Consider the following 17,749-nt stretch of genomic DNA (forward strand, 5'->3'; position numbering starts at 1 on the left):
CACCGATGACGACACTCACCAGCGGCACCGACACCCTCACCCGCGACGCGCTCGCCGTCCTCCAGCCCGGCTTCACCGGCACCACCGCCCCCGACTGGCTGCTGCGCCGGCTCGGCGAAGGACTGGCCGCGGTCGCCCTGTTCGGCCGCAACATCCACACCGCCGAGCAGGTCGCCGCGCTCACCGCGCAGGTCCGCGCCGAACGCGACGACGTACTGATCGCCATCGACGAGGAGGGCGGCGACGTCACCCGGCTGGAGGTGCGCACCGGATCGTCCTTCCCCGGCAACAACGCCCTCGGCGCGGTCGACGACACCGCTCTGACCCGGGCGGTCGCCGCCGAACTCGGCCGCCGGCTCGCCGCCTGCGGCGTCGACTTCGACTGGGCCCCGGCCGCCGACGTCAACGCCAACCCCGACAACCCGGTGATCGGCGTCCGCTCCTTCGGCGCCGACCCGGCCCTGGTCGCCCGGCACACCGCCGCCTATGTCACCGGCCTGCAGTCGGCGGGCGTGGCGGCGTGCACCAAGCACTTCCCGGGCCACGGCGACACCGCCGTCGACTCCCACCACGCGGTGCCCCGGATCGACGCGGACGCCACGGTGCTGGCGGAGCGCGACCTCGTCCCCTTCCGCGCCGCGATCGCCGCCGGCACCCGCGCGGTGATGAGCGCCCACATCCTGGCCCCGGCCCTGGACCCCGACCTTCCCGGCACCCTCTCCCGGCGGGTGCTGACCGAACTGCTCCGCGAGGAACTCGGCTACGACGGCCTGATCGTCACCGACGGCATCGAGATGCGCGCCATCGCCGGCACCTACGGCATCGAACGCGGCACCGCCCTGGCCATCGCGGCCGGCGCCGACGCCATCTGCGTGGGCGGCGGCCTCAGCGACGAGGACACCGTACGGCGGCTGCGGGACGCCCTGGTCGGCGCCGTCCGCGCCGGCGAACTGCCCGAGGAACGCCTCGCCGACGCCGCCGAACGGGTCCGCTCGCTGGCCCGCTGGACGACGGCCGCCCGCAACTCCGGCACCCGGCCCGCCCCCGACCCGGAGGTCGGCCTGCGCGCCGCCCGCCGCGCCCTGCGGGTCACCGGCGCCCCGTTCGCCCCCCTCACCGCACCGCCCTACGTCGCCCAGCTCACCCCCGCCCCGAACATCGCGGTCGGCGACGAGACCCCCTGGGGCGTCGCCGCCGAGCTGTCGCGGCTGCTGCCGGGGACGGAGACGGGCAGCTTCACCGGTCCGGCGGCCGGCCCCGAGGTGCTGCGGGCGGCCGGGGCGCGCCGGGTGGTGGCCGTGGTCCGCGACGAGCACCGCCACCCCTGGATGGCGACGGCCCTGGACACCCTGCTGGCCGCCCGCCCCGACACGATCGTGGTCGAGATGGGCATCCCGCAGGCCCCGCCCCGCGGCGCCCTCCACCTGGCCACCCACGGCGCGGCCCGGGTCTGCGGCCGGGCGGCGGCGGAGGTCGTCGCGGGGGTGTGATGGCAGGTACGTACCGCGAAAGGCGCCGGCCCCCTGAGAGGGAGCCGGCGCCTTTTCGGTCCGTCCGTCCGTACCGGGGACTCAGATGCCCTGCCACTCCGGCTTGTTGGCGTAGGTGTGCCGGAAGTAGTCGGCCAGCTTCAGCTTGGACGCGGCCGGCTCGTCGACCACGACGGTGGCGTGCGGGTGGAGCTGGAGCGCCGAGGCCGGGCACACCGCCGCCACCGGTCCCTCCACCGTCGCGGCGACCGCGTCCGCCTTGCCCTCGCCGGTGGCCAGCAGCACCAGGTGCCGGGCCTCCAGGATGGTGCCGATGCCCTGCGTGATCACGTGGTGCGGCACCTGCGCGATGTCACCGCCGAAGAACCGCGCGTTGTCCACCCGGGTCTGCTCGGTCAGCGTCTTGATCCGGGTCCGCGAGGCCAGCGAGGAACACGGCTCGTTGAAACCGATGTGCCCGTCGGTGCCGATCCCCAGCAGCTGGAGGTCGACCCCGCCGGCCCCGGCCAGCGCCCGGTCGTACGCCTCGCACGCCGCCTGTACGTCCGCCGCCGTGCCGTCCGGCCCCAGGAACGCGTCCATGCCGATGCCGAGCGGCTGAAGCACCTCGCGCCGCAGCACCGACCGGTACGACTCCGGATGGTCGGCCGGCAGCCCCACGTACTCGTCGAGCTGGGCGATCCGGGCCCGCGCGGTGTCCACCGAACCCGCGCGCACCTTCGCCGCGAGCGCCTCGTACACGGGCAGTGGCGTCGAGCCGGTGGCCACCCCGAGCAGGGCGTCGGACTTGCGCCTGAGCAGCTGCGCCATGGCCTCGGCGATCAGCTCGCCGCCCGCCCTGGCGTCCGAAACGATGACAACTTCCACGCTGGCCTGCCGTTCTGTGGTTTAGCCGTTCTGTGGTTTAGACCAATCCTCGGACCAATCTAACAGAGCGGCCCCTTACCGGTCCCGCGCTTGCCCCGTCCGGGCTAGGCTGCTGCCGACTGCTCGGACGTCCGAGCAGTCGTGGGAAACCGACAACGACTGACCCGTTCCGATGCATGGACACCACTAGTGGTCTAGTCCAGAATGACGTCATGCTTCCGCTCTCCCCGCACAGGAGGGCGGACCGAGGATCCGAGGCTCTCTGCCCTGACTGCTCCGGCTCCTCGACCTTCGGCCGACCGGGACCGCACACCCCACGGCCGTGGTTGCTCCGGGCTGCGGTGCCGGGAGGGTTGAGGGTCCCTCCCAGGCGCCGCGGCCCGCGGGTGCCCCCCAGGGGCCCGAAGGCGGCTGATTCCGGGGGCGGTCCGTACCGCCAGGTACGCTCAACCCCGTGCCCTCCATGAACGAACTCGTACGCCAGCACACCGCCCTCGACAGGTCCGACCTGGAATGGCTGCACCTGCTGGTGTCGGAGTGGCAGCTCCTCTCCGACCTCTCCTTCGCCGACCTGGTCCTGTGGGTCCCCACCCGGGACGGCACCCGGTACGTCTCCGTCGCGCAGATGCGGCCGAACACCGGCCCCACCTCGTACCAGGACGACATGGTCGGGCACCTCGTCCCGCGCGGCCGGCGCCCCATGCTGGACATCGCCCTGGACGAGGGCCGGATCGTGCGCGAGGGCGACCCGGAGTGGCGCGAGGAGGTCCCGGTCCGCATCGAGTCGATCCCGGTCCGGCGCCAGGGCCGGGTGCTCGGTGTGATCGCCCGCAACACCAACCTGCTGACCGTGCGCACCCCGAGCCGCCTCGAACTCACCTACCTGCAGAGCGCCTCCGACCTCGCCCAGATGATCGCGGCGGGCGCCTTCCCGTTCGAGAACCAGCAGGTCGACATGGACGCCTCGCCGCGCGTCGGTGACGGCCTGATCCGGGTCGACGGCGACGGCATCGTCCAGTACGCCTCGCCGAACGCCCTGTCGGCCTACCACCGCATGGGCCTCGCCGCCGACCTGGTCGGCCATCACCTGGGCCGTACCACCGCCGAACTCGCCCCGACCCACGGGCCGGTGGACGAGGCGCTGGCCAAGGTGGCCAGCGGCTGGGCGCCGCGCGAGTTCGAGATCGAGGCCGCCGACGGCGTGATCCAGTTCCGCGCCATCCCGCTCAAACCCAAGGGCACCCGCATCGGTTCCCTGGTGCTGCTGCGGGACGTCACGGAACTGCGCCGCCGGGAGCGCGAGTTGATCACCAAGGACGCCACCATCCGGGAGATCCACCACCGGGTGAAGAACAACCTCCAGACGGTGGCCGCCCTGCTCCGGCTCCAGGCCCGGCGCATCGAGTCCGAACGCGGGCGCGAGGCGCTGGAGGAGGCGGTCCGCCGGGTCGGCTCGATCGCCATCGTGCATGAGACGCTGTCCCAGAATCTGGACGAGCGGGTGGAGTTCGACGAGATCGCCGACCGGGTCCTCGCGATGGTCGCCGAGATCTCGCCGGGCAAGGTCACCGGCCGGCGCACCGGTCACTTCGGCATCCTGGACGCCGAGGTGGCGACCCCGCTGTCCATGGTGCTGACCGAGGTGCTGCAGAACGCGCTGGAGCATGGCTTCCGGGAGGGCGACACCGGCACGGTGGAGGTCTCCGCGGTCCGCGGCGGCACGTCGAAGGAGGCGCGGCTGCTGGTCACCGTCCAGGACGACGGGGTCGGCCTGCCCGCGGACTTCGACCCGCACCGCTCGGGCAACCTCGGCCTCCAGATCGTCCGCACGCTGGTGGAGGGCGAGCTGAGCGGCTCCTTCGACATGGTGCCGGCGCCCGGCGGCGGCACCCGGGTGATCCTCGACCTGCCGGTGCGCTCACAGAAGTAGGCGGTTGCTGCCGGTGCCCGGCGCAGCAAAAAGCCCCGGATCAACAGTGATCCGGGGCCAGTGCTCGCTGCGGGGGTACTGCGCGCTGCGGCTCGGGGGCGGGGGGATGCGTACTCGCTGTACGCGCCGCCAAGCTGAGGCTGTCGTGGGGCGGGTGTGTCAGGCGGAGGCCTGACGGGCCCGGTTGCGGGCGGCGCGGCGCTTCATGGCACGGCGCTCGTCCTCGCTGAGACCACCCCAGACGCCGGAGTCCTGACCGGACTCGAGCGCCCACTGCAGGCACTGCTCCATGACGGGGCAGCGGCGGCAGACGGCCTTGGCTTCCTCGATCTGCAGCAGCGCAGGACCGGTGTTGCCGATGGGGAAGAAGAGCTCGGGGTCTTCCTCGCGGCAAACGGCGCGGTGACGCCAGTCCATGGCTGCTACCTCTCCTTGGTATTACATGCAGATTGCTTGTGAATGTGAACGCTTTCACGAATCCCTCAACAAGGGAAGGGCCGACTGCCAGGTTCCCTGGCGTGGTCCTTGGTTTGAAGAGGGGTTCCGGTGATCTGTGGAGGCCGATGTTGCGGGCCGTCCCGATCGCCACGTAGAGACTCGCAAACCTCAGCGGCGGATACAACCCCTTCCGGAAAGTTTTTTTTGATTCTTCGGTGTCGACTAGGTCACAGCCGTACTTCTAAGGGGTGGACCGTGGCCTAAACGTTCGAGTGAAAGGACTTTCGCCGCTTCTGCTCACACAATCACACGCAGTGCACGGCGTACGCCTGTGAACGTCACGCTCGTGCGCAGCCCCAGGTGGTCACCGTCCATCTGGAGGGGGAGCGGGACCTTCGAATGCAAGGTGAACTCGGACATGTCGTGCAGAGAGACCGCGTGTCTGCCGTGGGGTCCGCGCTCGGGGGACGAAGTGAGCAACTGGGTGCCATACCGGGCGACCGCGGTCGTCGTCATGCGGCTGAGACCGAGTACGTCGAGCCCTTTATCGAACGAAGCCTTAGGCGACGCGTACATCGGGTGATTGCCCAGGAAGGTCCACGGCGAGGTGTTCGAGACTATGGAGAGCACCAGATCGGTCACCGGGTCGGCGTCCGGCCGCTCCAGCGTGATCGTCCCGTGCCGCCGGTGCGCCTCGCCGAAGAACTGGCGCAGCACCTGACGGACGTAGAGCGCGTGGGTGGACTTCCGGCCCCGCTCGCGGTGCTGTTCGACCCGGCCGACCACGCCGGCGTCGAAGCCGAGGCCCGCGTTGAAGGTGAACCAGCGGGACGGCACCGCCTCGTCCTCGGTCCCCGGGGTGCCCGACGTCAGCCCCAGCCCGACGGTCCGCTCGCTGCCCTCGCGCAGCGCGTCCAGCAGGGCGCCGGTGGCCTCCACCGCGTGGTTGGGCAGGCCGAGGGCGCGGGCGAAGACGTTGGTGGAACCGCCGGGGACGACCGCGAGGCGCGGCAGGTGGTCCGGGTCGGGGCCGGCGTGCAGCAGGCCGTTGACGACCTCGTTGACCGTGCCGTCGCCGCCGAGCGCCACCACCAGCTCGACGTCGTCGCTCTGCGCGGCCTGCCGGCCCAGGTCACGGGCGTGCCCGCGGTACTCGGTGGTGACCGCCTCCAGCTTCATCTCGCTGGCGAGCGCGTGGATCAGTACTTCGCGCGTGCGCGCGCTCGTGGTGGTTGCCGCCGGGTTGACCACGAGAAGTGCACGCATGGGACGAGCGTACCTACTGGGTGGTACCGGGCCCAGGCCGATCGGTGGATCAGGACACCTGACCGACGTGAACCTCACCACGGGCGCCCCCGGCACTGGCAGAGGGTCCCGGCGGCGGGTGGTCGACGGGGTACGGGAACCTCGCCCCGGAGCGGCCCCGCGGTGCGGGCTACCCTGCTGGGGTGAGCAGCGAGCAGAACCCCCGTACCGATGGAGCCGCCCCCGCCGAGGAGGCGGGCGCCCGTCCCGCCCGGGTGACCGCCGCCGCGGCGCTCGCCGGTCTGGAGGGCCTCGCACTCGTCGCCGGCGGCGCCTGGATCCTCGTCGGCGGTCTCACGGGCCACCCCGACGACCGCACCCAGGCGGTCACCGGCGGCGTCACCCTGATCGTCCTGGCCCTGCTGCCGCTGCTCGCCGCCCGGGGGCTGCTGGCCCGGCGCGGCTGGAGCCGGGGCCCGGCGGTGATCACGCAGATCATGGCGCTGCCGGTGGCCTACAACCTGCTCCAGGCCGACAGCATGGCGATCCCGGGGGGCATCGCGCTGGCCGCGGTGGCCGTCGCGGCGCTGGTCCTGCTCGTCAACCCCGAGACCACCCGGGCCCTCGGCATCCGGGGACCCGGCCGGCCGCCGCAGCGGTAACGGCGCCGGCGGAGCTCTCTCCTCGGCCCTGCTCTCTTGGCCCTGCTCTCTTGGCCCTGCTCCTCTTGGCCCTACTCCTCGACCAGCAGCTTCTCCCGCAGCTGGGCCAGCGTGCGGGCCAGCAGCCGGGACACGTGCATCTGGGAGATGCCGACCTCCTGCGCGATCTGCGACTGCGTCATGTTGCCGAAGAAGCGCAGCAGCAGGATGCGTTTCTCCCGGGGCGGCAGATCCTCCAGGAGCGGCTTGAGCGACTCCCGGTACTCCACCCCCTCCAGCGCCTCGTCCTCCGCGCCGAGGGTGTCCGCGACCGCCGGAGACTCGTCGTCGGTGTCGGGGACGTCCAGCGACAGCGTGGAGTACGCGTTGGCGGACTCCAGGCCCTCCAGGACCTCCTCCTCCGAGATGGCCAGCTTCTCGGCCAGCTCGTGCACGGTGGGGGAGCGGCCGTGCAGCTGGGACAGCTCGGCCGTCGCCGTGGTCAGGGACAGCCGCAGCTCCTGGAGCCGGCGCGGCACCCGCACCGCCCAGCCCTTGTCGCGGAAGTGCCGCTTGATCTCGCCGACGACCGTCGGGGTGGCGTACGTGGAGAACTCCACGCCGCGCTCCGGATCGAACCGGTCGACCGACTTGATCAGCCCGATGGTGGCGACCTGGGTGAGGTCGTCGAGCGGCTCGCCGCGGTTGCGGAAGCGGCGGGCGAGGTGCTCGACCAGTGGCAGGTGCATGCGCACCAGCCGGTTGCGCAGCTCCGCGTACTCGGCGCTGCCGTCGTCCATGCGGCGCAGATCCGCGAAGAGGGCACGCGCCCCGCTGCGGTCCTGGGGGTCGTGCCGGTCGTGCCGGCCGTGCTGCGCCGGCACGCTCCGCGCGCCGGGCACCTCGTCCTCGGAGTGTCGCTCGTGCTCGCTCATGGTCCCGCCCGTAGCCCTTTCCGGAGCCCTCGCCTCCGATCGGCCGGGCAGAACGGGATCGCCCCCGCCCCGCCCGTCCGAAGGCACGCTCTGCACGGCGTCGTCCGGCTCCCCGGCCCGCTGCCCGCCGCCCGGGAGGCCGGACCGGACACCGGCGTCCTCGGGATGCGGACGGGCCTGCTCGGGAATGCCGTCGATGCCGGCCGCCCTGCCGCGGGCCCCGCTCGGAGAACGTGTGCCCTCGGCCGGCAGCTCCCGCGTGCCGCGCTCTTCGTCCCGCACCGGCCCGTCCTCCCTCACGCCGGCCCGGGTCCCGCGCCGCGCTGTTTGTAGAGGCTGATCGACACGGTGTCGTCCTCGTCGACTGCGGAGGAGACCTTGCCCGCCAGCGCGGACAGCACGGTCCAGGCGAAGGTGTCCCGCGCGGGCGCGTGGCCGTCCGTGGTCGGTGCCGAGACGGTGACCTCCAGCGAGTCGTCGACAAGGCGGAAGACGCAGCTGAGCACGGAGCCGGGCACGGCCTGCTGAAGCAGGATCGCGCAGGCCTCGTCCACCGCGATGCGCAGGTCCTCGATCTCGTCGAGGGTGAAGTCCAAACGGGCCGCGAGGCCGGCCGTCGCCGTACGCAGCACCGACAGGTAGGCCCCCGCGGCCGGCAGCCGGACTTCCACGAAGTCCTGGGTCGCGGGCTCGCCTGCGAACTGGGACACCCTCACCTCCAAGGTGGTACAAGCGTTTCAGGGCCGAGGGTCACCCCTCGGGTAACGCGGTGACGCGATACGTGGTTCAGCGGTGACGTTATCGCGCTCCGTACTTTCCTGTCCCCGAGACCCCAACCCCTTGCTGTCACTCATAGTAAACACGTGAACACGCACAGTGGCTAGGGGTTGGGCGGGTCCAAATCGGAAGAGCGCGCGCCGGGTTGACGTACCCAGACGTCAGGCGGTCGAACCGTACCTTCCTGTCGCCCCTGCGCGGCTACACGAGCACATGGTCGACGAAGCACCAGCGCCAGTTCTCGCCGGGCTCGAAGGTCCGCATCACGGGATGCCCGGTCTGTTCATGATGCCCCGTGGCATGCCGTTTCGGGGAGGAGTCGCAGCAGCCGACATGACCGCAGGTGAGGCACAGCCGCAGCTGCACCGGGTCCGTGCCGTCGGCCAGGCACTCCGGGCAGGTCTCGCTCAGCGGCTCCGGCTCCGGGTGCGGCAGCGCGTCGGCATGCGTGCACTGTTTCATGATTGCCAGGTTACGACGGGCGTGCGGAAGACCGCGCGGAGGAAAAGGGTGGGCCGGGACCATGGATGTGATGCCGCTGCTGTTGCTGGTGGCGGGGAGCGCGGCGGTCGCCGCGGCGGGCCGGCGCACACCGGTACCGGCCCCACTGCTGCTGGTCGCCGTGGGGCTGGCGGTCAGCTACGTCCCCGGCGTGCCCGACTACACCCTCGACCCGCACGTCGTACTGCCGCTGCTGCTGCCCCCGCTGCTGTACACCGCGGGCACCGACAGCTCCTATCTGGACCTGCGCGCCCAGGTCCGGCCGGTCGCCCTGCTCTCCGTGGGCTACGTGCTGTTCGCGACCTTCGTGGTCGGCTGGGCCGCCTACCTGATCGTGCCGGGGCTGCCGCTGACCGCCGCCCTGGTGCTCGGCGCGGTGGTGGCGCCGCCGGACGCCGTGGCCGCCACGGCGGTCGCCCGCCGGGTCGGACTGCCGTCCCGGATCACCACCATCCTCCAGGGCGAGTCCCTGGTGAACGACGCCACCGCCATCACCGCCTACAAGGTGGCGCTCGCCGCGGCGGTCGGCGAGGGCGCCACCTGGGCCGGCGGCATCGGCGAGTTCCTGATCGCCGCGGTCGGCGGCGTCGGCGTCGGACTGATCCTCATGGTGCCGCTGCACTGGCTGCGCACCCGGCTGAAGGAGCCGCTGCTCCAGAACACCCTCTCGCTGCTCATCCCGTTCGTCGCCTACGCGGCGGCCGAGCAGGTGCACGCCTCCGGGGTGCTGGCGGTCGTCGTCGTCGCGCTGCACCTCGGCCACCGCGCGTGGGAGGTCGGTTTCGCCACCCGCCTCCAGGAGGACGCGGTGTGGAAGATGGTCGCCTTCGTCCTGGAGTCGGCCGTGTTCGCCCTGATCGGCCTCCAGCTCCCCGTGGTCCTCAAGGGCCTCGGCGCCTACGAGGGGATCGAGGCCGCCTGGTACGCGCTCGCGCTCTTCCTGGTGGTGGTCGCCGCGCGGTTCGTCTGGTCGTACCCGGCGACCTTCCTGCCCCGCCTGCTGTCGGCACGCGTGCGTGCCCGCGAGGAGAACCCGACCTGGAAACAGCCCTTCGTCATCGGCTGGGCCGGGATGCGCGGCGTGGTCTCCCTGGCCATCGCCTTCTCCATCCCGCTCACCGTGCACGGCGGCGAACCCTTCCCCGAGCGCAACCTCATCCTGTTCCTCACCTTCACCACCGTCATCGGCACCCTGGTGGTGCAGGGCGTGACCCTGCCGCCGCTGATCCGGCTGCTGAAGTTCCCCGGCCACGACGTCCAGGCCGAGACGCTGGCCGAGGCCAACGCCCAGGCACAGGCGTCCCGGGTCGCCGAACAGCGCCTGGACGACCTGCTCACCGACCCGCGCAACGCGCTGCCCGGACCGCTCGCCGAGCGGCTGCGCACGGTCCTGGAACGCCGCCGCAACGCCGTCTGGGAACGGCTCGGCCAGGTGAACACCGTCACCGGGGAGACCGTCGACGACACCTACCGGCGGCTGGCCGGGGAGATGATCGGCGCCGAGCGCGAGGTCTTCGTCAAGCTCCGGGACGGCCGGCACATCGACGACGAGATGCTGCGCACGCTGCTGCGCCGGCTGGACCTGGAGGAGGCGGCGGCGTACCGGGAGACCGCGTGAGCACTCACGGGTGCTCGGGGAACGGGCGGCCGGTGATCACCGCGGCCAGCGCGGTCCCGGGCGGGAAGGCACCCTCCTCGGTGAGGGTGAGCAGGGCGTGCAGCAACTTGGCGACATAGAGCCGCTCCACGGGCAGCCCGTGCCGGTGTTCGAAGTCGGCGGCGAAGCGGTCCAGCCCGGCGGGTACGCGCGCGTACCCGCCGAAGTGGAACCGGTCGTCCAGGCTCCAGGTGCCGCGCGGTCCGCCGAACGCGCGCTCCTGGAGCCGCCGTATGTCGCCCGCCAGGAAGCCGCCCTTGAGCACCGGGACGCCGAGCGCCCGCTGCCCGGGGCCGAGACCGGCGGCCAGCCCGGCCAGCGTGCCGCCGGTGCCGCAGGCGACGGCGACCACGTCGGCGGCCCCGTCCAGCTCCTCGCCCAGGGCCCGGCAGCCGCGTACCGCCTCGGCGTTGCTGCCGCCCTCGGGCACCACGTACGCCTCCGGCGCCCCGGCCGCCGTCAGCAGCGCCGCCAGGGTCTCGGGCTCGGTCTTGCGGCGGTACGTCGACCGGTCCACGAAGTGCAGCCGCATGCCGTCGGCGGCGCACCGCGCGAGGGAGTCGTTGAGCGGCCGGCCGGCCAGCTCCTGGCCGCGCACCACGCCGACCGCGGACAGGCCGAGCAGCCGCCCGGCGGCGGCGGTGGCGCGCAGGTGGTTGGAGTAGGCGCCGCCGAAGGTCAGCACCGGCCGGCCGGCCGCCGCCGCCAGGTTCGGCGCCAGCTTGCGCCACTTGTTGCCGACCAGCGCGGGGTGGATCAGGTCGTCCCGCTTGAGCAGCAGCCGTACGCCGCGCCGCTCGAACCGCTCGTCGGTGAGCTCCTGGACCGGCGAGGGCAGCCGGGGGCCGAGGGCGGCGGTACTGGTCACCTGGCCATTGTCACCCCGTGCGCCGGGACGCGCCGGGGCGGGCCGGGGTCACTTGAGACGGTCCCGGACGCGCTCGCGCATCGACGCCATCGTGAACCCGCGCGGGTCCACCTTCCCCGGCTGCCACTCCAGGTGCCCGATCACCGACCGCTGGTTCCAGCCGTGGTGCCGGCAGACCGCCGCGGCGGCCTTCTCGATGGCCTCCAGCTGGGCCTCGGGCCAGGGGTCGTCGCCGTCGCCCAGGTTCTCGCACTCGAACCCGTAGAAGCGGGCGTTGCCGTCGGTGTTCGCCTCGTTGTCCTTGGGCAGCGCCTTCTCGGCGATCACCGCGCGCAGCACTTCGTCGTCGCCGAGCCCGGCGTGGTTGGCCCGGCCGTAGCCGACCAGGTGGACTCTGCCGTCCTTGGTGATGACGCCGTGGCACAGCGGGCCGGGCAGCCCCTCGTAGCCCTTGCGGCAGAGGCCCACGGTCCGCGCGCTGCCCTTGGTCACCGTGTGGTGGATCATCACGCCGTGCACCGGGCCCCAGGCGCCCTTGGAGTTGCGGTTGTGCGTACGCCAGTCGCCCACCTCGACGACCGTGAGGCCCTCCGCCCTCAGCGCCCTCAGGAATCCGCTCGCGGACATCGGTGTGGCCATCACCGGCTCCTTAGCCTTCGCGCGACCGCCCGACGCGACCGCCTCGTACGGTGCTTGTACCAAAACGGAGGCATGTCTACCGCCTGTTCGGCCGCCGTGCGAGCCGATTCGGACAACTTCGCTGCCCCGCAGGCGCCTTCGAAGGGGCCGCCGGGTCCCGGAAGGGCGGGACGGAAGGCCCAAGTCTGCCCCGGCGGAGCCTGATCCATTCCCGCTCTTTCGGGTAATAGCACCGGCACGTTCCGTGCGGAAGGCTGGCCCCTGCACATCGATGCCCGTGCGCGGTCGCGCCGGGCATGACCGGGAGGGCAATTCCTTATGTCGGTAGGCGAAGAGGTCCGCACCGAGCAGACCAGGCCGCAGCAGAGCCTCGGCACGGCGGCCGCGCGGAACCTGGCCACCACGACCAAGTCCGTACCGCAGATGCAGGAGATCAGCTCCCGCTGGCTGCTGCGCATGCTGCCCTGGGTGGACATCCAGGGCGGTACGTACCGCGTGAACCGGCGCCTGACCTTCGCCGTGGGCGACGGCCGGGTGACGTTCGTGAAGACCGGCGACCGGGTGGAGGTCATCCCCGCGGAGCTGGGCGAGCTGCCGGCCCTGCGGTCGTACGAGGACGACGAGGTGCTCTCGGAACTGGCCCGGCGCTGCGAGCAACGCCAGTTCGGCCCGGGCGACGTGATCGCCTCGTTCGGCAGCGCGAACGACGAGGTCCACCTGCTGGCGCACGGCAAGGTGGAGAAGGTCGGCACCGGCCCCTACGGCGACGACGCGGTCCTCGCGGTCCTCGCCGACGGCGCCTACTTCGGCGAGCAGGCGCTGCTCGACGGCGACGCCATCTGGGAGTACACCGCCCGCGCGGTGACCGCCTGCACCGTCCTGGTGCTGCCCCGCCAGGCGGTGGACCAGGTCGCCGAGCGCAGCGACTCCCTGCGCGAGCACCTCCAGCAGCGCCGCGCGGAGCCCCAGCAGGACACCAACAAGCACGGCGAGAAGGCGATCGACCTCGCCGCCGGCCACAGCGGCGAGCCGGACATCCCGCACACCTTCGTCGACTACGACGCCAAGCCGCGCGAGTACGAGCTGAGCGTCGCCCAGACCGTGCTGCGCATCCACTCGCGCGTCGCCGACCTCTACAACCAGCCGATGAACCAGACCGAGCAGCAGATCCGGCTCACCGTCGAGGCGCTCAAGGAGCGCCAGGAGCACGAGCTGGTCAACAACCGCGAGTTCGGCCTGCTGCACAACTGCGAGTACGACCAGCGCATCCAGCCGCACGAAGGCGTGCCGGGACCGGACGACCTCGACGAGCTGCTCAGCCGGCGCCGGGGCACCAAGCTGCTGCTCGCCCACCCCCGCGCGATCGCCGCGATCGGCCGCGAGCTGAACAAGCGCGGCCTGGTCCCCGAGACCATCGACATCGCCGGCAACCGCATCCCCACCTGGCGCGGCGTACCGATCTACCCGTGCAACAAGATCCCGGTCACCGAGGCCCGCACCACCTCGATCATCGCGCTGCGTACCGGTGAGGCGGACCAGGGCGTCATCGGCCTGCGCGCCACCGGCATCCCGGACGAGATCGAGCCGAGCCTGTCGGTGCGCTTCATGGGCATCAACGAACAGGCCGTCATCAAGTACCTGGTCACGGCCTACTACTCGGCGGCGGTGCTGGTGCCGGACGCGCTCGGCGTGCTGGAGAACGTCGAGATCGGCCGCTGGCGGTGACGTCCGGCGCCCGGACGCCGTGGGCTGGCCGGGGCGGGGGGAGTCCATGACGGACGTGTCGCTGGAACGGCACGTGACACCGGAAGAGCACGTGACACCACAAGGGCGCGGTCCCCTCGGGACACAGCGGGACGACGGGCGGCCGGCGACCGAAGGCCCCACGAGCCGGGGGCCGGTGTCCCAGGGGCCGCCGGCCGAGGGGCGGGGGCCCGCCGAGCCGGAGGGCGCCGACGGGCACGAGGCGGCGGACCTGCTGCGCCGGGCCCGGGCGTCGGTCGACCCGGAGCTGCGGTCCGCGCTCGGCTCCCTGCCGGGGCCGCTGGGCCGGGTGGCGCTGCACCACTTCGGCTGGCAGGAGGCGGACGGGACACCGGCGGCGGGCAACTCCGGCAAGGCGATCCGGCCCGCGCTGGTCCTCGCCTCGGCCGCCGCCCTCGGCGGTCCCGAGGCCACGGCGGCGGCCGTGCGGGCGGCGGCCGCGGTGGAACTGGTGCACAACTTCACGCTGTTGCACGACGACGTGATGGACCGGGACACCACCCGGCGGCACCGGCCCACCGCCTGGACCGTGTTCGGTGACGCCGACGCGATCCTGGCGGGCGACGCGCTCCAGGCGCTGGCGCTGAGACTGCTCGCCGAGGACCCGCACCCGGCGTCCGCGGCGGCCCTCGTCCGGCTCGCCGACTGCGTGGTGGAACTGTGCGCGGGACAGCAGGCGGACACGGCCATGGAGCGGCGCGGCCCGGTCGGCATCACCCTCGACGAGACGCTCGCCATGGCCGAGGCCAAGACCGGCGCGCTGCTGGGCGGTGCCGCCGCCCTGGGCGCGTTGTACGCGGGCGCCCCCCAGGAGGACGTACGGGCGCTGGACGCGTTCGGCCGGGAGGCAGGGCTCGCCTTCCAGCTGATCGACGACGTGATCGGCCTGTGGGGCGATCCGCGCCGCACCGGCAAGCCGGCCGGCGCGGACCTGGCGGTGCGCAAGAAGTCGCTGCCCGTGGTGGCCGCGCTCACCTCCGGCACCCCCGCGGCGGCCGAGCTGGCCGCGCTGTACGCGCGGCCGTACGAGGAGGCCACGGAGGACCTCGCCGCCACCGCGCTGCTGGTGGAGCGGGCGGGCGGCCGGGACTGGGCCCAGGCCGAGGCGGCCGACCGGATGGGCCGGGCGATGCAGGAACTGTCCCGGGCGGTACCCGACCCGGAGGCGGCGGGCGGTCTGCTCGCCCTGGCCGAGTTCGTGACCCGCAGAAACACCTGAGACGGCCCTTCGGGTGGCACCCGAGGCAGCCTCTCGGGTGCCGGTGGTCCGAGACCCCGGAGCCCGCAGAGCCGTACGGCGCCCGTCGGCGTACGGCCGCACCGCCCGGCTCCGGCCCGACGGGGCCGCGCCCACGTCACGGGGTGCGGCCCCGTCCTCCGGCGGGCCCGCGCCGCTTCACGCCGGGGCTATGGACAGCGGCCGGCAGGTCTGTCCGGTCTGCGGCCGGTCTTGGGTTCCGGTACGGGTCCCCGGCCCGCGCACGGCGAAGGGGCCCGGCCGGTGTGGCCGGGCCCCTTCGGACATGCCCGTGGGCCCGCGATGGTGCACCGATCGCCGGCCTCCCGGAGGCCGACCGGTGGTCAGGCCTTCTTCGTCTCCCAGAAGATCTTGTCGATCTGGGCGATGTAGTCCAGGGCCTTCTGGCCGGTCGCCGGGTCGGTGGACGCCTTGGCGGCCGAGAGGGCCTTCAGGGTGTCGTTGACCAGCTGGTGCAGCTCCGGGTACTTCTCGAAGTGCGGCGGCTTGAAGTAGTCGCTCCACAGGACCGACACGTGGTGCTTGGCCAGCTCCGCGCGCTGCTCCTTGATGACCGTGGCGCGGGCCTGGAAGTGCGGGTCGTCGTTGCCGGCCATCTTCTCCTGGACGGCCTTGACCGACTCCGCCTCGATACGGGCCTGGGCCGGGTCGTACACGCCGCAGGGCAGGTCGCAGTGGGCGCTGACCTTGACCTTGGGGGCAAACAGGCGGGAAAGCATGAAGCGTTCCTTCCTCGTGATCGTCTTCTCAGGGGGGACATTACTCCCTGGAGGAGGCGATTTCGCGAGTGCCCCCGTGGGCTTAGGACAAAAGTCCGGGGTGACACTGAGACTGGTGGAGGAATGACCGGGGAGGTGCCGGGTGATGCCGGAGCTGTCGCAGGAGACCGAGCGCGCGAGCGGGCCGTTGCCCTTCGGACCAGCCGAGGTGACCGGGCCGTCCATGGTGCCCACGCTGCATCACGGGGACGTGCTGCTGGTGCACTGGGGGGCCAGGGTCCGGGCGGGGGACGTGGTCGTGCTGCGGCATCCCTTCCAACAGGACCTGCTGGTCGTCAAGCGGGCCGTAGAGTTGCGCGAGGGCGGCTGGTGGGTGCTCGGGGACAACGCGTACGCCGGGGGTGACAGCACCGATTACGGGGCCGTGCCCGAGGAGCTGGTGCTGGGGCGGGTGCGGCTGCGTTACCGCCCGCTGAGGCCGGGGCGGCGGTCGCCGTTCGCGATGCTGCGCTGGGGGCTGTCGGCGGTCAGGCCGGTGCTGTCCGACCGGTCCGCCGCCAGGCGTTTGCGGGCCCGGTAGGCGGCGACGTTGGCGCGGGTGGCGCAGCGGTCGGAGCAGTAGCGCCGGGACCGGTTGGTGGAGGTGTCCAGGTAGGCGTTGCGGCAGGGGGACGCCTCGCACAGGCCGAGCCGGTCCACGCCGTGTTCGGTGAGGTGGAAGGCGAGGCCCATCGCGGCGATGGCGGCGTAGCCGGCCGTGGCGTTGGACGGGTGGTCCGCCAGGTGCATGTGCCACAGGGGGTGGCCGTCGTCGTCGCGGTGGTCGTGGCCGGAGATCTGGGGGCTGACCGGGAACTCCAGCAGCAGCGAGTTCAGCAGGTCCACGGCGAGCGTCTCGTCGCCGGCGTCGGCGGCCTCGAAGACCGCGCGCAGCCGGGCGCGGACCGCGCGGAACCGGGTGACGTCCGCCTCCGCGGTCCGCCGGGCGGCCGACTGGTTGGTGCCGAACAGCTCGCGGACGGCCGCGACCGAGGTCAGGGAGTCCTTGCCCCGGGCCGGTTCCTCGGTGTTGACGAGACGTACGGCGTAATCCGAGTAATAGGCCAGTTCCACTTGTAGTCCTTACGAGGGGGCTCTATGGTCGTGCCTGCGGTCGGGTAATGGCTGATCGTGCTTTCAGGGTATTACGCGCACGGTATTCGGGAGGGCTCCATGACGGACGCGGACACGACCACCGCCGGTGTCGACTGGCAGGCCTGGCAGGAGAGCTGGGACCGGCAGCAGGAGTGGTACATGCCCGACCGGGAGGAACGCTTCCGGATCATGCTGGACATGGTGGCGGCCCTGGTCGGCCCGGCGCCGCGGGTGCTCGATCTCGCGTGCGGCACGGGCAGTATCACGGCGCGGGTACTCGCCCGGTTCCCCGAGGCCACCAGCACCGGGGTCGACCTCGATCCGGCGCTGCTGGCCATCGCGGCGGGTACGTTCGCCGGTGACGAGCGGGTCTCGCTGGTCACCGCCGACCTCAAGGACCCCGGTTGGGCGGACGGACTGCCGTACGACTCGTACGACGCGGTACTGACCGCCACGGCCCTGCACTGGCTGCACGCCGAACCCCTCGCGGCTCTCTACGGTCGGGTCGCGGAGCTGGTCCGCGACGGTGGTGTCTTCCTGAACGCGGACCACATGATCGACGACACGACGCCCCGGATCAACGCGGCCGAGCGGGCACTGCGGCACGCCGGGATGGCGGCGGCCCGGCGGGACGGGGCGCTGGACTGGTCCCAGTGGTGGCGACTGGCCGCCGAGGACCCGGTGCTCGCGGAGCCCACGGCCCGGCGGTTCGCCCTCTACGGCGAGCATGCCGAGGGGGACACGCCGCCGGTGGCGTGGCACGCCCGGGTGCTGCGGGAGAAGGGGTTCGGGGAGGTGCGGCCGGTGTGGTGCTCACCCTCGGACACGTTGCTGCTGGCTCTGAAGTAGGAAGTAGGAAGTGGGAGGGGCGGGTGCCAGGGGCGGT

At 72.5% G+C, this 17,749-nt stretch carries 18 protein-coding genes; 8 read left to right on the plus strand and 10 right to left on the minus strand.

Annotation, left to right across the window (positions count from 1 at the left end):
- Positions 1-5: 5 nt before the first annotated feature.
- Positions 6-1,490 (plus strand): glycoside hydrolase family 3 N-terminal domain-containing protein, encoded by a 1,485-nt coding sequence (locus AB0G32_RS11050; RefSeq protein WP_361161377.1) that lies wholly within the window; start codon positions 6-8, stop codon positions 1,488-1,490.
- Between the two features lie 81 nt (positions 1,491-1,571).
- Here the strand turns inward: AB0G32_RS11050 and nagB are convergent, their stop codons facing one another.
- On the minus strand, positions 1,572-2,357 hold the full coding sequence (gene nagB / locus AB0G32_RS11055) for a glucosamine-6-phosphate deaminase (protein WP_361161379.1): 786 nt from the start codon (positions 2,355-2,357) through the stop codon (positions 1,572-1,574).
- A gap of 463 nt (positions 2,358-2,820) precedes the next feature.
- Here nagB and AB0G32_RS11060 point away from each other — a divergent pair, with 463 nt between their 5' ends.
- The gene (locus tag AB0G32_RS11060; RefSeq protein WP_361161595.1) at positions 2,821-4,287 is read left to right on the plus strand and encodes a PAS domain-containing sensor histidine kinase; all 1,467 of its coding nucleotides are present in this window, start codon (positions 2,821-2,823) and stop codon (positions 4,285-4,287) included.
- A gap of 159 nt (positions 4,288-4,446) precedes the next feature.
- On the opposite strand, the gene AB0G32_RS11065 is transcribed toward AB0G32_RS11060, so the two are convergent.
- Together AB0G32_RS11065 and AB0G32_RS11070 are read right to left on the minus strand one after the other, a co-directional pair.
- The gene (locus tag AB0G32_RS11065) at positions 4,447-4,704 is read right to left on the minus strand and encodes a WhiB family transcriptional regulator (protein ID WP_003973730.1); all 258 of its coding nucleotides are present in this window, start codon (positions 4,702-4,704) and stop codon (positions 4,447-4,449) included.
- 318 nt (positions 4,705-5,022) lie between these two features.
- A complete protein-coding gene (locus AB0G32_RS11070) occupies positions 5,023-5,991 on the minus strand; it encodes a diacylglycerol kinase family protein (RefSeq protein WP_361161381.1) in 969 nt (322 codons plus the stop codon).
- 182 nt (positions 5,992-6,173) lie between these two features.
- Here AB0G32_RS11070 and AB0G32_RS11075 point away from each other — a divergent pair, with 182 nt between their 5' ends.
- Positions 6,174-6,632, plus strand: coding sequence for a hypothetical protein (locus tag AB0G32_RS11075; protein WP_361161383.1), 459 nt, complete (start codon positions 6,174-6,176; stop codon positions 6,630-6,632).
- A 71-nt stretch (positions 6,633-6,703) separates the two neighbouring features.
- On the opposite strand, the gene AB0G32_RS11080 is transcribed toward AB0G32_RS11075, so the two are convergent.
- The 3 genes from AB0G32_RS11080 to AB0G32_RS11090 all read right to left on the minus strand — a co-directional run bounded on the left by AB0G32_RS11080 (position 6,704) and on the right by AB0G32_RS11090 (position 8,785).
- Complete coding sequence (locus tag AB0G32_RS11080) at positions 6,704-7,828, minus strand: RNA polymerase sigma factor SigF (protein ID WP_361161385.1); 1,125 nt, start codon at positions 7,826-7,828, stop codon at positions 6,704-6,706.
- A gap of 14 nt (positions 7,829-7,842) precedes the next feature.
- Positions 7,843-8,256: an anti-sigma regulatory factor gene (locus AB0G32_RS11085; RefSeq protein WP_361161387.1), complete on the minus strand. Its 414-nt coding sequence runs from the start codon at positions 8,254-8,256 to the stop codon at positions 7,843-7,845.
- Between the two features lie 268 nt (positions 8,257-8,524).
- Positions 8,525-8,785, minus strand: a complete 261-nt coding sequence (locus tag AB0G32_RS11090; protein WP_361161388.1) for a UBP-type zinc finger domain-containing protein — start codon at positions 8,783-8,785, stop codon at positions 8,525-8,527.
- Between the two features lie 61 nt (positions 8,786-8,846).
- Here AB0G32_RS11090 and AB0G32_RS11095 point away from each other — a divergent pair, with 61 nt between their 5' ends.
- Positions 8,847-10,442 carry a Na+/H+ antiporter gene (locus AB0G32_RS11095; protein WP_361161390.1) on the plus strand — a complete coding sequence of 532 codons (1,596 nt, stop codon included), beginning with the start codon at positions 8,847-8,849 and terminating at the stop codon, positions 10,440-10,442.
- A 4-nt stretch (positions 10,443-10,446) separates the two neighbouring features.
- On the opposite strand, the gene AB0G32_RS11100 is transcribed toward AB0G32_RS11095, so the two are convergent.
- Entirely contained in the window at positions 10,447-11,349 is a 903-nt protein-coding gene (locus AB0G32_RS11100) for a pyridoxal-phosphate dependent enzyme (RefSeq protein WP_361161392.1), read from the minus strand.
- 48 nt (positions 11,350-11,397) lie between these two features.
- On the minus strand, positions 11,398-11,976 hold the full coding sequence (locus tag AB0G32_RS11105) for an N-acetylmuramoyl-L-alanine amidase (protein ID WP_361161596.1): 579 nt from the start codon (positions 11,974-11,976) through the stop codon (positions 11,398-11,400).
- A gap of 330 nt (positions 11,977-12,306) precedes the next feature.
- On the opposite strand from AB0G32_RS11105, the gene AB0G32_RS11110 reads away from it, so the two are divergent.
- A complete protein-coding gene (locus AB0G32_RS11110) occupies positions 12,307-13,713 on the plus strand; it encodes a family 2B encapsulin nanocompartment shell protein (RefSeq protein ID WP_361161394.1) in 1,407 nt (468 codons plus the stop codon).
- Positions 13,714-13,888: 175 nt separating this feature from the next.
- Complete coding sequence (locus AB0G32_RS11115; RefSeq protein ID WP_361161396.1) at positions 13,889-14,971, plus strand: family 2 encapsulin nanocompartment cargo protein polyprenyl transferase; 1,083 nt, start codon at positions 13,889-13,891, stop codon at positions 14,969-14,971.
- 362 nt (positions 14,972-15,333) lie between these two features.
- Here AB0G32_RS11115 and sodN read toward each other — a convergent pair whose 3' ends face one another.
- On the minus strand, positions 15,334-15,729 hold the full coding sequence (sodN, locus tag AB0G32_RS11120) for a superoxide dismutase, Ni (RefSeq protein ID WP_004983535.1): 396 nt from the start codon (positions 15,727-15,729) through the stop codon (positions 15,334-15,336).
- A 145-nt stretch (positions 15,730-15,874) separates the two neighbouring features.
- Between sodN and sodX the strand changes: the two genes are divergently transcribed.
- Positions 15,875-16,309: a nickel-type superoxide dismutase maturation protease gene (sodX, locus tag AB0G32_RS11125; protein WP_361161398.1), complete on the plus strand. Its 435-nt coding sequence runs from the start codon at positions 15,875-15,877 to the stop codon at positions 16,307-16,309.
- Here the strand turns inward: sodX and AB0G32_RS11130 are convergent.
- The gene (locus tag AB0G32_RS11130; protein ID WP_361161400.1) at positions 16,192-16,842 is read right to left on the minus strand and encodes a CGNR zinc finger domain-containing protein; all 651 of its coding nucleotides are present in this window, start codon (positions 16,840-16,842) and stop codon (positions 16,192-16,194) included. The two genes, sodX and AB0G32_RS11130, sit on opposite strands and share 118 nt — an antisense overlap.
- 99 nt (positions 16,843-16,941) lie before the next feature.
- Between AB0G32_RS11130 and AB0G32_RS11135 the strand changes: the two genes are divergently transcribed.
- On the plus strand, positions 16,942-17,712 hold the full coding sequence (locus AB0G32_RS11135; protein WP_361161402.1) for a class I SAM-dependent methyltransferase: 771 nt from the start codon (positions 16,942-16,944) through the stop codon (positions 17,710-17,712).
- Positions 17,713-17,749: the final 37 nt, after the last annotated feature.

The sequence above is a fragment of the Streptomyces sp. NPDC023723 genome (genome assembly GCF_040639815.1).
Lineage (GTDB): Bacteria > Actinomycetota > Actinomycetes > Streptomycetales > Streptomycetaceae > Streptomyces.

Coding starts and splice junctions, on each gene's coding strand:
- AB0G32_RS11070 (WP_361161381.1), bottom strand. CDS start 5,991: ATGCGTGCACTTCTCGTGGTCAACCCGGCGGCAACCACCACGAGCGCG.
- AB0G32_RS11050 (WP_361161377.1), top strand. CDS start 6: ATGACGACACTCACCAGCGGCACCGACACCCTCACCCGCGACGCGCTC.
- AB0G32_RS11090 (WP_361161388.1), bottom strand. CDS start 8,785: ATGAAACAGTGCACGCATGCCGACGCGCTGCCGCACCCGGAGCCGGAG.
- sodX (WP_361161398.1), top strand. CDS start 15,875: ATGCCGGAGCTGTCGCAGGAGACCGAGCGCGCGAGCGGGCCGTTGCCC.
- AB0G32_RS11065 (WP_003973730.1), bottom strand. CDS start 4,704: ATGGACTGGCGTCACCGCGCCGTTTGCCGCGAGGAAGACCCCGAGCTC.
- AB0G32_RS11105 (WP_361161596.1), bottom strand. CDS start 11,976: ATGTCCGCGAGCGGATTCCTGAGGGCGCTGAGGGCGGAGGGCCTCACG.
- AB0G32_RS11110 (WP_361161394.1), top strand. CDS start 12,307: ATGTCGGTAGGCGAAGAGGTCCGCACCGAGCAGACCAGGCCGCAGCAG.
- sodN (WP_004983535.1), bottom strand. CDS start 15,729: ATGCTTTCCCGCCTGTTTGCCCCCAAGGTCAAGGTCAGCGCCCACTGC.
- AB0G32_RS11060 (WP_361161595.1), top strand. CDS start 2,821: ATGAACGAACTCGTACGCCAGCACACCGCCCTCGACAGGTCCGACCTG.
- AB0G32_RS11095 (WP_361161390.1), top strand. CDS start 8,847: ATGGATGTGATGCCGCTGCTGTTGCTGGTGGCGGGGAGCGCGGCGGTC.
- AB0G32_RS11135 (WP_361161402.1), top strand. CDS start 16,942: ATGACGGACGCGGACACGACCACCGCCGGTGTCGACTGGCAGGCCTGG.